Below are 16,004 nucleotides of genomic sequence, written 5' to 3' on the forward strand. Positions count from 1 at the left end.
ATTTCGTTTGCATTTTATGCCTAATTTTAGTAATCTGTTATATTACTAAAATTTAGAAGGAAAGTGGATAAATGAACAGTCTAGATAGAGCAACGAAAAGGAAACAACAAGCAGAAAGCGTTTTAACTGACTTACAATTGATTCAGAAATGGAGTACTGTAGGCGAATGTTTTTTAGTAGGGGCAGCTGCTTATAATTTGATGGTTTCCCCCGATATTGACCTCGAAACATTTTGTGATGTGCCTAATCCTCACATCATAATGAGCGAATTAGCCATGCTCACACAGAACAAGAATGTCATTGAACTAAAATATAGAGATTATACAAGTTCCGATTTTAAGGGACATTATTTTAAGTTGCTTTACCGAGCGGAGGAAGTTGAGTGGAATATTGATATGTGGTTATTTTCAAATAGCCACAATGGTGCCATCTCAAAAGATTTAGTACCATTTATGAAAAATCATTTAACAGTGGAAACTAGAAAAGCCATTCTTGATATAAAGGAAGCATTACTTCATCTTCCTACACAATACGCCTCTATTTTTATTTATCAAGCTGTCTTGGAATTTGACATTAGACATGTAGATGATTTTTTACAATGGACGAAACATCATAACACAACTGTACCGTTTCATTGGCAACCTATTTCAGCAAACAATTAGGCTAAAAAAAATTCCCGATTATCAACTCTATGATAATCGGGATCATTAGCTATGATTATAGTAATTCTTTACGTAATTCAGCAGCTGATTTTGGCGAAAGTAGGCTGAATGGGATATCAAATACTGTTTTCGCACCTTTATCACCAGCTTGACTTAAACGGTGTGCTGCACGTGCGTAAGCCACTAATACACTCGATGTAAAGTTTGGATTACTGTCAAGTTTTAATGAGAATTCGAGAATTTGTTTATCGTTTGCACCACTGTCACCACTGCGAATGACAAAACCACCGTGTGGCATACCAGTATGATTTGCTTTAAATTCATCTTCAGTAATGAAGTTCACTGTTGTGTCATACTCATCGAAATAGTTAGGCATTGTGACAATTTCTTGTTCAATCTTCGTTGCATCTGCACCTTCTTCTAACACAACCCAACATTCACGTGCATGTTTTTCACGTGTAGTTAATTCAGGGTTTTCACCGTTACGAACTCGCTCTACAGCTTCTTTAATCGGTAATGTGTATTGAACAGCATTTTTAACACCTTCGATACGACGAACAGCATCTGAGTGTCCTTGACTTAGGCCATCGCCCCAGAATGTATATGTTGTACCAACTGGTAACACTGATTCTCCTAGTAGACGATTTAAAGAGAATAGACCTGGATCCCAACCAACTGAGATAACAGATACTTTACCAGATTTTTGTGCCGCTGCATCTACAGCATCGAAAAATTCAGGAATTTTCGCATGTGTATCGAAGCTATCAATTGTATTAAACCATTGTGCAAAATGTGGACCTTGCTCTGGTAAATCTGTTGCAGAACCACCACATAAAATCATGACATCAATGTCGTTTTGGAATTTTTCAGCGTCATCTACTAAATATACGCTCGCATTGCTTGCTACGTTTACTGTTGAAGGATCACGTCGTGTGAACACCGCTACTAATTCCATATCTGGATTTTGTGAAATGGCATACTCCACACCACGTCCTAAATTTCCATATCCTACAATACCTACTCGAATTGCACTCATTAAAAATTCCTCCTAACGATTTCGTGACTTTGTGAAAACTTTCACGTTAAATCTAATTACAATAATACTTCGTGTTAGAAAAATTCACAATAGTTTGAGTATGAGTTTTTTAAAAAGAATTTATATCAGTTTTCTATGGTTTTTATCCCATAACGGTATGAATACGGTTCCAAATTACTAAATCTTCCATGAACCTTAAAGATATTGTAAAAACCTTGTAAATAACGGCTATTTTCCCACCTAGTCTTGTACAATAAATGTAACGACAAAAGGGGGCATGTTGAATGAAAAGTACTGGTTACTCATCAAGCACAACATTGGCACAAGGAGAACTACTTGCATTCCATATGACACAAAATACTGCAAACAAGCATAGTGAAGCGATACAAATTGGCCGTAAGCCGCATGGAAAATTTCCATCAAACAATCCTATATGTATCGGTGTTTTACCTTTTGACGTTTTAGAAAACATACCTGACATCTCCATCCAAAAAAACAAGGTAAATGAGGTGGACTTCTACAATAGTGGTAAGGACATCGCTCGCTGGTTCATTAAAAAAAGTGAATACAACAAGGATGGCTTTGACTTCAATTAAAGAAATCAAAACCATCCATAGAATAGAGGCTCGCCTGTCTCGCTATCCTATGGAATACAAGTTGCCTTCCACTACACCCCACTTTTTAGCAAAGGTTTTCAAACAAAGTGAAGGTGTTCTCAACACTTTATGAAGGGCTGTTGCCACGCATCGCTTCTCCACATTTTTCACTACTGTTAGTATGAAAGAAAAGGAAAAGACACTTTTGCAGAATGATTGATTGGAGTGGAGCCAGCGTCACAGAGGAGATCCTGGAGCGAACGTAAGTGAGGGAAGCGGCTCCTCGGACGCCCCCTGGAAAGGACGCTGGCGGAACGGAAATCAACCCTCGCCTTGTTAAAAGATCTCTTTCTACTAGTGACATAATCTTTTTTCAACAACATGATGGCTTTGACTTCATTTAAAGAAGTCAAAACCATTTTTAATTTATAGCTTATAGAACTGAATTAATTCCTCTAGTTGATCGGCTGTTCGCGTTAGCTGATCTGCACTGCTCGTAACAACTTGAAGCGAGCTACTGGATTGCTCTGCTGATGCGGCGGTTTGCTCCACACTGGCTGCAGCCTCCTCTGTGACAGCAGCTATTTCCTCAATCATTTTACTGACACTTTCACTATCCTTCATGACGATTTCAATTCTTTCAGATGTATCTTGGATAGTAATCGTCACCATTTTAATGGCTTCATTAATATTTTCAAAGGTATGCCCGGTCATTTTCATTTGCTCTGATCCCCTCGCGACTTCTACATACCCCTTTTGCAGAAATTCTGTCACTGTGTTAGTTTCTTGTTGAATTTTCTCCACAATGCCTGTAATTTCAACTACAGAATAGGAAACTTGATTTGCCAATTTCTTTACTTCCTCCGCAACGACAGCAAAGCCCTTTCCGGCATCACCTGCACGAGCCGCTTCAATTGCAGCGTTTAATGCTAATAAATTCGTTTGGTCCGAAATCTCCCGAATCACGGTGACAAGCTGATTAATTTCTTGAGACTGCTTGTCTAAATTGTTGACATTTGTTACTGTTCCCTCAAATACCTCATGGATGATGGACATTTGTAACAAAGATTGATCCATTAATTCTTTGCCCTGACCAGTCATCGCTAAGATGTCATGTGACTTCTGAAATATGTGCTGACCGTTTTCATTCATTTCACAAATGTTTTTAGAAAATACGTCCATCTTAGAAACCATTTCACTTGCTAAATTTGCTTGTGCTTCGGCCCCTGAGGCAAGTTCTATCATCGTTTCCGTCGTTTGCTCTGAACCATTAAATACATCCTTTACAGATTGTGCAATATAGCCAATTTGTTGATGTAATTCCTTCGCAGATACTTTTACCTGCTGCAATAACCGATTATTATTTTCACTAACAAAATTAGATGCCTTCATCAGTTCTGCCACTTCATCTTGAAATTTAACTTTCAATGGTGGATCCGTTAAATCACCTTCAGCAATTTTTTGTAAACGTTTCATAACCAAATTGATAGGTTTCACTATGCCGTTTGTCACAAATATCGCAATGATTATTCCTGTTAGAACTATCAGAATAGTGAAAATTGAGTTGAATTGAATATTTTTATTTCCTATTTCAATCACATGGATACCTTGTTCTAATACATCCTGCTTGCGCTCGTCTGCCATAGCTGAAAAACCACTCATTAATTCTCTTGCATAGTTTTGTGCCTCTCCATTTAAAATAGCTTCAGCTTGTTCAATTTTTCCCTGTTCAAAAAGAGGAAAAACATTTTCAACAATCATTTCATCCCATTTTCTTCCTAATAAGATCAGCTCCTTAGTCTTTGGAGATTCCGTTTGTTGCAGCAATTCTTCCTCTAGGGTACTGGCTTGCTCAGCATATTTCTGAAACTCATTCTTATAAGAACTATCGCCTGTCAAAATATACCCTCTGGCTAATGCAATTTTTTCTGCCGTGTTAAAGGCCATTGATTGATCCAGCATAAGCAAAGGTAACTGCTCTTGCATGATATGGTTGGTATCTCGATGAATTTTTTTCATCGACTCGATTGTGAAAATAGAAAGAATGATCATTAGAAGTAAGACAAGCAAAAAACCAAATAAATTTTTCTGTCGCACTGATTTAAGTTTAATTATGGCCATTTTAATTCCCCCAGAAATGTTTAAAACCTAAGATATATTTAACGTTCATATCGCTGCTTTTCACTCACTAAAAGAGCTTTTAATTGCTGTAACTTATCCACTACTTTATGAGAAACCAAGGTAATTTCGCGAAGATAAGCTTCCGTTTGATCTTTGTAACCTTGATTGAATGCTTGTACAGCTTTTTTTGCCAGCTCATGGATGAGCATATGAGGTTCTTCAAGCTCTTTGAAAATAGCTTTATCTCCAAGCAATGTTTTTCCTAATCCGTAATACCATTTACCGAGACGACAGTTTTGATAGGAGGCTATTTCTTCTTCAGACATTTTTTCAAAGCCTAATAGTAAATTATAAATTTTCCAACTCCATAGCAAATGATCAGTAATCGCTAATTCGATAACATCTTCCTGACTAATGATGTAATTATTGGAAATCGTTTTGGTACGGTAATCATCAATCATATTGCTCAGTCGGTAAATAGAGGAGCCCATATGAAAAACAATTCCCTTACTTTTGTCCATGCTTTCAGTAATAGTTTGATTGCACTCTGCAATGTAGTTAGCCGATGCAGCTTGACTTCTAGCTGTCTCTGCAATCTCTCCAAAACGGATACCTTGCTGCTGAATATTATCGTTTAAATTTGTAAGTGTTTCTGTAATCATCGCTGTATCGACTACGCCTTTATGCAAATCTTTGGCAAACTGCTGTGTAACGGATTGTATGTCTGCCGTTATGAGCAGTAATTCATTGATGTCCGTATGAATCGAAAGTACGGACGATTTTGTATCATCAGCCAATTTACGTATTTCTTCCGCTACTACTGTAAAGCCCTTTCCTGCCTCTCCCGCTCTTGCTGCCTCAATTGTGGCATTGAGTGCCAGAAGATTCGTCTGATCAGCAATGGCTTTAATCAATTCCATTAATTTTGCCACACTATTGACATGGTTTACTAAAAGACCGATATTTACCTGCATTGATTTTTGGCTTTCATCCGTTACTTGCAAAATGGAAGTAATATGCTTTAAAGACGCTAGGTCTTCATTTAATTCAAACAATGCTGTTTTAGTTTGAGCTGAAATATCGCTTACAGAAACAGCAATTTCTTCAATGCTATTTTCTAAATCCTGCATCGATTGATTTGCGGCAACAATCTCCTTTTGCTGCACCTCTTGGAACTCGATTAATTCTTTGATTGAGACGAGTTGTGTATTATATTTAATAATTTCTCCTAATCCTGTCACAACAGAATTTGCCTGGTTTTCTATATACGTTTCAAAGATAATTTGCTGATCAATATTTAATAGACTTTCAAATGCGAGTAAAACATCCAGCATGTTTTTAGGATTTCGAGCTAATTCTTTTACGATGAGTGGAATAATCAATTGATTAATTAACATATAAATCGCAATGATTTGATTTGGTAATATGCCAACACTTAAAAGTATGGATGATAATTTCCTTCTTTTAAAAACATATTGAAGGTTCAATTCATCCTCAAACAAGCTCTCAAAATAATCATCAATTAATTGCTTGTCTCCACCTAGATCAGGATACTTCTCTGCTATTTTGGCAAAATCTTGTACGTCATTTAAACGGTCAGATAAATTGTCTAAAATGTCTTGTCGATTATTCTCGTAAATTGTACGTAAATAACGAACTAGCTCCCTCCGATTTTTCGAAAATGCTAAAAAATCTAGTTTTTCTTTGAATCGCTCATTGGATTCTATATCTGAAAAATTTATTGCAGAAAAATAATTATAATCTCCAGCTACTTTCTTAGAAAAAAACATTTTTTCTCTCGCTGCATAGCCATAGCAAATGGGCTAAAGGCGTCGCAGCTCCCCCCTTTTTATTATTGTTGATGTTTTTTAGTGATTCTTAGATGTCATAGTTAAAAATAGTATAAACACAGAAACTAAGAAAAACAATCTATAAAATGTAAGATTTTAGTTCAAAATAAATTCTAAAGAACCATATCTAAAGACCTATATTTTTTTTGGTTCTGCTATTTGAAAAATACAGGAGTTTTATCACAGCTCAATTCTGTACAGTGAAAGAATACTTATTTTGACTAGAATAATTATTTTGAAGTAGGCAATTACGCTCTCCTCTATGAATGAAAGAAGGAGGGCCTCAAATAATCTTTGAGACCCTCCTTTATTTTCATTGTATTTCTTGTGCTAGCTGAGCAAGACGCTTGTCATTAATAATATGATAGCTAGTCTTATGCTTTTCCAATATCTTCTCTTCACAAAACTGTGCCAATACATATAATAAATGACGATAAGAAACCCCTAAATACTCACAGATTTCCGTATGCTTTTCTTTGTAGACACCTTGATCGGCAGATAATTGGATAAATGCCGCTAAGCGATTTTCCAACGGATATGCTTGATTTTGTGTATATTTAGATGTCATTTTTGTGGCTTTTTCCCCTAAAAACACACAAAGTCTACGTAAAAATAAGGCATCCGCAAGTAACTTTTCCTTACATGACTGCGTAATCGAATAACAAATTGTCTTGGTGACAGTTTGTATCCCCTTTGTATACCTTGCCTCATTCAGCAACTCAATTTCCCCCATAAAAAGTGGTGCTTCTAGGTATTCAATAAGTGAAACCTTCCCATTTTTATGTGTCATATAGAGTTTCGCCTTTCCTTCTATCATGTAATACACTGTATCTGGAAAGGAGCCTTCCTGGAAGATCCACTCTCCCTTGTCGAACTGGCGGACTTCTAGATAAGGATTGATATCAAATGAGAAAAAATCATCAATCGGATATTTTTCAAGATAATGGGCACGTGCTTCAGCTGTTAAAATATGCATTTTTTTACTCTCTCCTATAAAAAATATGAGATATCTCACATTATTGTAGCGATGAACATGCTATTATTCAACATAGTTAATGGAGGTACGGAAATTATATGAACAATCAACGATGGCTTTCTCAGAATTTCTTTACATTTTTCATCACTTGGGGCATTTTCTTACCCTACTGGACAGGTTGGCTGGTGGATGCGAAACATCTAACCGTTTCGCAGGCAAGTGTGGTGATGGGCTGTGGGCTCCTAGCTCGTGCCACATCCAATCTTTTCTTCTTTCCAGCACTTGCAAAATATGTACACAATAAACGACTCATTACGATTTTAGCAATAGGCTCGCTACTAACAGCCTTCCTCTATATTCCAAGCACTGGCTTTACAGCATTATTAATCGTGACTATTTTATTTAGTATTTTTTATCCAGCACTATTACCTGCTGTGGAAAGTAGTGCAGCAACACTTGTTCAGCATGGCAATATTCATTATGGCAAAAGCCGCTCCTATGGTTCATTTGGCTTTGTCATTGCCGTTTTAATTATTAGTATGCTGACAGGCGTTTTTGGTAAGAACATCATCTTTTGGAGCATGATTATTGGGTTGATTGGCATGTTGCTTATGCAGCAATTAGCGACACCAAAGGAATTACTCGTGGTGCCGACCAAAGAACAACGGGCAAAATCTTTGTCGATGAAGACATTATGGCATATCAAAGGCTTCCCGATTGTTTTATTCATCGTTATCTTGCTACAGGGTGCACATGCTTCCTATTATAGCTATGGTTATATTTATTTAGAAGATTTACAGGTTGATCCATTCTATATGGGGATGATTATTAATATCGCAGTTATTTGCGAAATTTTATACTTTATGAAGGCTGATACGTTATTGACGAAATGGCGCTCATCTTCCTTATTACTCTTAGCAGCGAGCGGCTCTTCCCTACGCTGGTTACTCATCTTTATGTTCCCGAATGTCTGGGTATTTATCGCTTCCCAAACCTTGCATGCATTATCCTTTGCATTAGCGCATTTTGCCTTTATTCGCTACTTAACAAAAGCGCTACCAAAGGAACAAATCCCTAATGCACAGGGTTTATACTCTGCATTAGCTATGGGCTTAAGTACTGCCATCCTTACGTTTCTAGGTGGTTATTTGTACGAAATATCGCTAGGTCTATCCTTCGCAGCCATGCTTATTTGCACAGTACCAGCCATCGCTATTTTGCTCATGACACGCAAAAAATATCAATATTAAACAAAAAGCAGGTGAGAATTTCTTCACCTGCTTTCGTTATTTTGGATAATAGGAAAAGCCAGGATATTTCACTACCGGCCATTTTTCTTTTCTGAGAGCCTCTAGTAGCTCCGGACCGACCTGCAAATTACTTTGCACCAATTCTGTCGGAGTTAAGGCCATCCATTGATTTAAGGACACATCCTGGAACCGATCACTTTTAAACATTTCTAAAAACCATAATGGCTCTGTGCCCGTATTTTCAATATAGTGTCCCGTGGCAAACGGCACATAGCCAACATCGCCCGCCCGATAATCAAATGTTCGAGCTGTTCCATCCCCTGTAAATACTGTCATACGTCCTTTTCCTTGCAGATAATATTGCCACTCATCGTTGTTCGGATGCCAATGCAACTCCCGCATCGCACCAGGCTCAATTTCCACCAGTGCAGCCGCGATATTTTTAGAAATAGGGAAATTAGTCGAATCGACAATGCGCACACTGCCTCCTGGTGTTTTTAATGGCGGCTGTGCCAACAGGCGATGTTTAAAGGTTTGAGGAACCTGCCCGTAAGGAGACTGCACTTTCTGCGAATCGATTGGTCCCGGGACCCGATCCTGATAAATATACACTTGTTCACTCGGAATGTGATCAAAAGCGCTGATGGGAACCCCAAAATTTGCTGATAACACCTCTTTCGGCGTATGAGCAAACCAATCCGAGATTGACAGTGTATTCAGATCAGAGAAATGCCCATCATCAAATACTAATAAAAATTCACAGCCATCCTCTAGCCCTTGAATGGAATGTGGGATGCCGGGTGGAAAATACCATAAATCGCCTGGCCCCACATCCGCTATAAAGTTACAACCATTCTGATCGACTGCTGTAATACGAGCATGACCAAGCAGCATATAAGACCACTCCGCCTGCTGATGCCAGTGCAGTTCACGCACGCCCCCCGGTGTCAAACTCATATTCACACCCGCCAACGTCGTAGCAATCGGCAATTCACGAACCGTAATTTCCCGTGACCACCCACCTTGATTTAAGGTCATATGCGTGTCTGAAAACGAGAATCGCAGATTTGGAATCAAACCTGCATCGGTCGTTGGTGGCACCAGCATATCAGGATTTTCTAAATCCCTCATAATATCCCGCGGCCCCTTATCCACCCCTCCAGCCCCATCACCTCGCATAGGCTGAGGCACCTGAAAATAACCCGGTGGTAAATTCTCCAATCCTTCACCTCTTTATGTTCGAAATCGAAATAAAATACTTTCATCCTTCTAAAATGTATGGATGCAATGCTCGGATTATTCACTTTCTTTTCTGTTGGTGAGATAAGTGACTGAGCGTGGATACTTGATTAAGAGAGGGCTTGCTATGCTATGTTGATCACTTCTCACTGAATTTGGAGCGGGGGCCTCATTTTTTGATCACTTTTCAATCACTTTGGAGCGGGTTTCTCACTTTTTGGATCACTTTTCAATCACTTTAGAGCGGGTTTCTTACTTTTTTGATCGCTTCTCACTTTCTTTGGAGCGGGGGCCTCATTTTTTGATCACTTTTCAATCACTTTGGAGCGGTGCCTCACTTTCATGATCACCTCTCACTCTCTTTAGAACGGGGGCCTCACTTTCATGATCATCTCTCAACCACTTTAGAGCGGGATCCTCTCTTTTTGGATCACTTCTCACTCACTTTGGAGCGAGGGCCTCATCTTTAGGATCACTTTTCAATCACTTTGGAGCGGATTCCTCTCTTTTTGGATCACCTCTTACTCACTTTGGAGCGGTTTTCTTACTTTTTTGATCACTTCTCACTGAATTTGGAGCAGTGGCCTCGCTTTTTGGATCATCTCTCACTCTCTTTAGAACGAGTCCCTCACTTGCATGATCACCTCTTCCTTACTTTGGAGCGGAATCCTCACTTTCATGATCACCTCTCACTCTCTTTAGAACGGGGGCTTGAATTCCATGATCACTTCTCACCTTATTTAGAGCGACCTCCTCACTTCCACGTTTCCCTAACTTTGGAACAAGTCCTTACTTGCTCTTTCGTACCATAGCCGCAACCACACATTCATGCAGGATTCGTAAGCCTTCTTGTAATTCTTCAAAGGTTGCATAGGCATAGGATAGCCGAATATGGTGGTGATTGTGTGGATCGTAAATATAGCCTGGATTGATTAATACTTGTTGATGCAACAGCTTCATAAAGAGGTCTTTATCTACAAGCGGTTCGTGAAACTTGAGCCAAATATAAAAGCCTCCCTTTGGTTTATTCCAATTCGCCATGTCTTTAAATTTTTCCTGTAAAAGCTGTTCCGTAAAATCGGCTCGCTCCTGTAATTGTTGTCGTAATCCAGCGAGATGCTTTTCATATTTTCCTGACTGCAACCAATGGAGGACAATTTCTTGTGAAATGGCACTTGAGCCATAGTCTGTTTGCATTTTTATATCGGCTAATCGTTCGATGACAGTGGTTGGACCAATGAGCCAGCCAATGCGTAGCCCAGGGCTTAAGGTTTTGGAGACGCTACCAATATAAAGGACTTGCCCACTACTATCCATTGCTTTAATCGGAGGGGATGTCTCTTCAAAAAGCAATTCATGGTAGACATCATCCTCTATAATCGGAATGCGTGATGCCTGACATGCTTCGTATAGCTGTTCTTTTTCTCGTGTTGTCCACACATGCCCTGTTGGATTATGTAAAGTAGGAATTGCATAAAACACGGCTTGTTTTTTTCGTTTCCTTTGGGACAATGTACTGGCAAGCTGGTCATCACGCTGAATGCTAATCATTTGCATGCCGACGGACTGAAATGGATGAACAGAATTTAAATAGGAAGTTGGCTCCTGAAACACAATGGACCCTTGCTCTAATAAGCCAACAGCAATCAACTGTAGTGCCTGAAGAGCACCTGAAACAATACAGACGTTTTGAGGCTCGGCAGTAATACCCCTTTTTTGGACATATTCACAAATTGCTGCACGAAGCTGGTCATTTCCCTGTGGTGAAGAGTAGCCTAATGCTTTGGGATGAAAGGATAGCTCTCGAAGTGATGCTTCTATTTCCTCGGTGGGCAACAAGCTAGGTGCTAGCTCTCCCGTTCCTAAACGAATTACATCATCACGCTGTTCGTATTCATTAATTAATTGGATGGTGTGATAATTTGGTTTATGGATGCTTGTCTCAATATAAGTTTGCCAATTCGGCTGTGTTTGTTGGATTAATGCATGCCAAGAATGGTGTGTAACGTAAACCCCAGAGCCTACTTTTGCTTCAAGGATGCCCATTGCTTTTAATTCCTCCAAAGCCTGTTGAACAGTGCTACGGTTCACATCGAACTGGATGGCCAGCTGTCTTTGGGTGGGCAGTTTTGTCCCTGCTACCCAGTCTCCTCGTTCCACTTGGGCTGTTATCCACTGTACAATCTGCTGCTGTAATGTAGTGTCAATTTGTCTATTCGGTTGCCAGCTCATGATCCCTCTCCTTCCATCCTATAAAATTGGGTGGATAAAAAACCATCCAATTGGTCGTTTTCTTTTAGTTATATCATATCTAAAATGAGTAGTGAAAGGAGGAATGATTGTTGGAAGCTTTTCTGCATGGTATCATTTTAGCATTCGGACTCATATTGCCATTAGGCGTTCAAAATGTTTTTGTTTTTTCGCAAGGTGCTACACAACCAAATTTATTACGCGCTTTGCCAGCAAGTGTGACAGCTGCGATCTGTGATACAATGCTCATTCTGCTTGCGGTATTCGGTCTATCACTAATTGTCCTACAATTTGAGTGGCTGCGTATCACTTTAATGACTATTGGTATCGTTTTTTTACTTTATATGGGCTATACCATTTGGCGTTCGAATCCAGCAACCACTGAAAATAGGGAAGCATTGCCCATAAAAAAACAAATTCTCTTCGCACTTTCGGTGTCACTTCTCAATCCACATGCTATTTTAGATACAATCGGCGTCATTGGTACAAGCGCATTAAAATATAATGGTACTGAGCAAATGATGTTCACTGTTGCTTGTGTGTTCATTTCTTGGCTATGGTTTTTCGGTCTGACATTGACAGGCGCCTCATTCAAAAAACTCGATAGCTCTGGAAAGCTGATGCGTATTTTTAATAAATGCTCTGCCATCTTTATTTGGGCAACAGCATGTTACCTCGCAAGTGGCTTATTGTAGCATACATAGAAAATGCTCAGGAGGAACCCCTGAGCATTTCTTTTATAGAGTGACAAACAAAGTGAGTTTTTCATTAAATAATGCCGTCTCAATGGATTTCGCATGAGGCCATTCCTCGCCATAATGAATAGCTTTGACTAATACATTGGCTTGTAATAAAGATTCATGCTGTTGAATGATGGAAAGCACCTCTGCACTACCATTAAAAGCAATCGTTACATATTGCTCCACTGGTAGCTGCCATTTTTTTCGTGCATCTTGTATTGTACGAATCAATTCTCGCATTTGCCCTTCTTGTAGCAAGCTCTCTGTGAGTTGAACATTCATCAAGACACGGCATGTGCTATCCTCCGCTAAAATATAGTGATCCTTCACGATTGATTCAGCTATCACATGTTCTGTTACTAATGTTAGCTGTTGACCTTCCATCATGATATCCACTGTTCCTTGTTGTTGTAGCTTTTGTTTCTCATCATCCGCTAATGTCAACACATATTCTTTTACTTGATTAACCTTTGGACCAAATGCCGCTCCAGCCGTTTTAAAATTCAGCTTGTAATACACGCTTTCATAAGCCGAAAAATCATATGTCCATCTACAAACTTTGATGTTTAACTCATCCTGAATGAGTTCGCAATAGACTTGATAATCTGCCGGTTCACCTCCAATGGCAACAATGAGCTCACTTAAAGGCTGTTTAACCTTGATTCCCTGACTATTACGAATGCTACGTCCAAGTTCCACAACTGTTAAAACCGTTGCCATTTCTTGTTCAAGCTTCATATCCACTAGTTGATCGTTGAATGTTGGATATTTCTCAAGATGAACACTTTTCCCACATAATTGACAGTAGATATCCTCTGCTATAAACGGTGTAAACGGAGCTACTAATTGACAAATGGATGTAAGCACCTCATAAAGTGTGCTAAATGCACCGCGTTTATCTGCTGTCATTCCATTTGCCCAAAATCTAGCGCGTGACCGACGAATATACCAATTGCTTAACTCCTCTACCAATTGACCAATTTCCCGTGTAGCCTGTGTAAATTGATAATCATCCATGGATGTTGTGACAAGCTGGATAGTATGATGTAAGCGAGACAATATCCAACGATCTAGTTGTGAGCGTGTACCTGTATTTGTAGCATCATACGTAAAGCCATCGATTTGGGCATACATTTCATAAAATTTAAACGTATTGTCGAGTGTATCCACTAGTTTAGATTTCGCATCTAGGACAATTTTCTTAGAAAAACGCTTTGGATTCCATGGGGAGCTATCAACTAAAAATGCCCAGCGTAAAGCATCTGCTCCATACTGCTCAATTAACTCAACAGGCTCTAACGCATTGCCTTTACTTTTGGACATCTTCTGTCCATGCTCATCCAGTACATGCCCTAACGATAGCACATTTTTATAAGGTGGTTTTCCTGTAAATAAGGTCGAAACCGCTAATAAGCTATAGAAAAAGCCTCGCGTTTGGTCGATTCCCTCAATAACAACATCTGCTGGAAACTGATGATGAAAAGTCGCTCCATCCTCAAAAGGATAATGCTGTTGGGCAAATGGCATCGAGCCACTGTCAAACCAAACATCGATAACTTCAGGCGTACGTTTCATGTCGCCTCGACAGACAGGACAGGTACAGACAATGTCATCAATAAATGGTTTATGGAGCTCTAATTGCTCATCGACAGTCCCTTTGGCTAATTGTTTTAGTGCTGCAATACTGTTAGGTGCCTCCTCATGAGTGCAGTCCTGACAAATCCATACATTGAGCGGTGTCCCCCAATAGCGATTACGACTAATATTCCAATCCACTAAGTTTTCTAAGAAGTTGCCAAAGCGACCATCCTTGATATGGCTAGGATACCATGTCACCTGTTGATTATTTTGTAAAAGCTGCTCTTTTAATGCAGACATTTTGATAAACCAGCTATCTGTTGCGTAGTACAGCAATGGGGAATCACAGCGCCAGCAATGCGGGTAGCTGTGCTCATATTTTTCTTTAGCAAATAAAAGCTCATTTGCTGCAAGCATCTTAATGATATCGACATCACAGTCTTTCACAAATCTTCCGACAAGCTCAGGTACAGTTTCTGTATAACAGCCTTTAAGATCGACTACATTGACAAAGGACAAATCATTTTGTTGGACCGTTTTATAATCGTCTTCTCCATAAGCCGGCGCTATGTGTACGATCCCTGTTCCATTATGCTCTGTCACATAATCCGCCATGACAACAACATGACCTTTATCGACGGTTATATAGGAAAATGGCGGTAAATAGGAAACACCCGCAAAATCCTGCCCGTCATGCTCACTTAATATTTCCACAGGCTCTGAAAAAACCTTTGATACTAACGATTTGGCGAGGATATATATGTTATTTGCATGCCTTACACGTACATATCGAAGAGCAGGATTCATAGCCAAAGCTACATTGGCTGGTAACGTCCAAGGTGTCGTTGTCCAGCCTAAGAAATATTCGTCTCGATCCTCAAGCTTAAACATTGCAGTAACGGATAAATCCTTGACATCCTTATAGCCCTGTGCCACCTCATGAGAGCTTAAGGATGTTTGACAGCTAGGGCAATAAGGTGAAACGCGATGCCCTTTGTATAAAAGTTTTTCCTTGTGAACATGGCTTAAAATATGCCATACAGATTCGATATAGTCATTACTTAATGTTAGGTAAGGATCATCCATATCGAGCCAGTAGCCAAGCTGCTCTGTAAAGGTACGCCATTTTTGCTCATAGGTAAAAACGCTCTTTTTACATGCCTGAATAAAGCGCTCTACCCCGTAGTTTTCAATCTCCTGCTTTCCAGATATGCCTAATGTCTTTTCTACCCCTAATTCCACAGGCAAACCATGTGTATCCCAGCCTGCTTTTCGTTCAACCAAATAGCCTTGCATCGTTTTATAACGTGCCACGACATCTTTTATGGTTCTACCAAATGCATGGCCAACATGTGGTAAACCATTCGCTGTTGGTGGTCCCTCATAAAACACAAAGGGCTGCTGTCCAGCACGATTGCTAACGGATTTAGTGAAGGTCCCTTCTTGCGCCCACAATGCATGAATCCTTGTTTCTCGTTCAACCGTTGTTTCTTTCTTTTGTTCTTTCTGCATATTAGCTCCTCCTATACAAGCAAATTTGTATAAAAGGCATACAAAAAACCCCGTCCCAAGGAAAAGGGACGGGGTTAACCGCGAATACCACCCTAATTCTATTGACACGATGGCCAATAGCACTCAGCAACGTACAATCATACGTGTTCTTTTTAACGGTAGACACCCGGATTAGCTTACTCGATTCAGCTAAT

General features: G+C 39.5%; 11 protein-coding genes and 1 other annotated feature (1 of these 12 only partly in view). Of the genes, 4 read left to right on the forward strand and 7 right to left on the reverse strand.

Annotated elements, in window-relative coordinates:
- Window positions 1-71: 71 nt before the first annotated feature.
- Window positions 72-662, forward strand: coding sequence for a hypothetical protein (locus tag JTI58_RS22030; protein ID WP_205443725.1), 591 nt, complete (start codon window positions 72-74; stop codon window positions 660-662).
- 55 nt (window positions 663-717) lie between these two features.
- Here the strand turns inward: JTI58_RS22030 and JTI58_RS22035 are convergent, their stop codons facing one another.
- On the reverse strand, window positions 718-1,698 hold the full coding sequence (locus JTI58_RS22035) for a diaminopimelate dehydrogenase (protein WP_205443726.1): 981 nt from the start codon (window positions 1,696-1,698) through the stop codon (window positions 718-720).
- A 284-nt stretch (window positions 1,699-1,982) separates the two neighbouring features.
- Here JTI58_RS22035 and JTI58_RS22040 point away from each other — a divergent pair, with 284 nt between their 5' ends.
- The gene (locus tag JTI58_RS22040; RefSeq protein WP_205443727.1) at window positions 1,983-2,294 is read left to right on the forward strand and encodes a hypothetical protein; all 312 of its coding nucleotides are present in this window, start codon (window positions 1,983-1,985) and stop codon (window positions 2,292-2,294) included.
- Window positions 2,295-2,720: 426 nt separating this feature from the next.
- On the opposite strand, the gene JTI58_RS22045 is transcribed toward JTI58_RS22040, so the two are convergent.
- The 3 genes from JTI58_RS22045 to yeiL all read right to left on the reverse strand — a co-directional run bounded on the left by JTI58_RS22045 (window position 2,721) and on the right by yeiL (window position 7,241).
- Complete coding sequence (locus tag JTI58_RS22045) at window positions 2,721-4,415, reverse strand: methyl-accepting chemotaxis protein (RefSeq protein ID WP_205443728.1); 1,695 nt, start codon at window positions 4,413-4,415, stop codon at window positions 2,721-2,723.
- A 38-nt stretch (window positions 4,416-4,453) separates the two neighbouring features.
- Window positions 4,454-6,205 (reverse strand): methyl-accepting chemotaxis protein, encoded by a 1,752-nt coding sequence (locus JTI58_RS22050; RefSeq protein WP_205443730.1) that lies wholly within the window; start codon window positions 6,203-6,205, stop codon window positions 4,454-4,456.
- Between the two features lie 373 nt (window positions 6,206-6,578).
- Entirely contained in the window at window positions 6,579-7,241 is a 663-nt protein-coding gene (yeiL, locus tag JTI58_RS22055) for a transcriptional regulator YeiL (protein ID WP_205443731.1), read from the reverse strand.
- 98 nt (window positions 7,242-7,339) lie between these two features.
- Between yeiL and JTI58_RS22060 the strand changes: the two genes are divergently transcribed.
- On the forward strand, window positions 7,340-8,491 hold the full coding sequence (locus JTI58_RS22060; RefSeq protein WP_205443733.1) for an MFS transporter: 1,152 nt from the start codon (window positions 7,340-7,342) through the stop codon (window positions 8,489-8,491).
- A gap of 36 nt (window positions 8,492-8,527) precedes the next feature.
- Here JTI58_RS22060 and JTI58_RS22065 read toward each other — a convergent pair whose 3' ends face one another.
- Both JTI58_RS22065 and JTI58_RS22070 read right to left on the reverse strand, forming a co-directional pair.
- Window positions 8,528-9,670 (reverse strand): oxalate decarboxylase family bicupin, encoded by a 1,143-nt coding sequence (locus JTI58_RS22065; protein WP_205447540.1) that lies wholly within the window; start codon window positions 9,668-9,670, stop codon window positions 8,528-8,530.
- Window positions 9,671-10,519: 849 nt separating this feature from the next.
- Entirely contained in the window at window positions 10,520-11,962 is a 1,443-nt protein-coding gene (locus JTI58_RS22070; protein WP_205443734.1) for an aminotransferase-like domain-containing protein, read from the reverse strand.
- A gap of 110 nt (window positions 11,963-12,072) precedes the next feature.
- On the opposite strand from JTI58_RS22070, the gene JTI58_RS22075 reads away from it, so the two are divergent.
- Window positions 12,073-12,675, forward strand: coding sequence for a LysE/ArgO family amino acid transporter (locus JTI58_RS22075; protein WP_205443736.1), 603 nt, complete (start codon window positions 12,073-12,075; stop codon window positions 12,673-12,675).
- A 42-nt stretch (window positions 12,676-12,717) separates the two neighbouring features.
- Here JTI58_RS22075 and ileS read toward each other — a convergent pair whose 3' ends face one another.
- Window positions 12,718-15,810 (reverse strand): isoleucine--tRNA ligase, encoded by a 3,093-nt coding sequence (ileS, locus tag JTI58_RS22080; RefSeq protein ID WP_205443737.1) that lies wholly within the window; start codon window positions 15,808-15,810, stop codon window positions 12,718-12,720.
- Between the two features lie 61 nt (window positions 15,811-15,871).
- Window positions 15,872-16,004: a binding site (T-box leader), on the reverse strand (it continues 106 nt past the right edge of the window).

The sequence above is a fragment of the Lysinibacillus fusiformis genome (assembly GCF_016925635.1).
Classification (GTDB): Bacteria; Bacillota; Bacilli; order Bacillales_A; family Planococcaceae; genus Lysinibacillus; species Lysinibacillus fusiformis_F.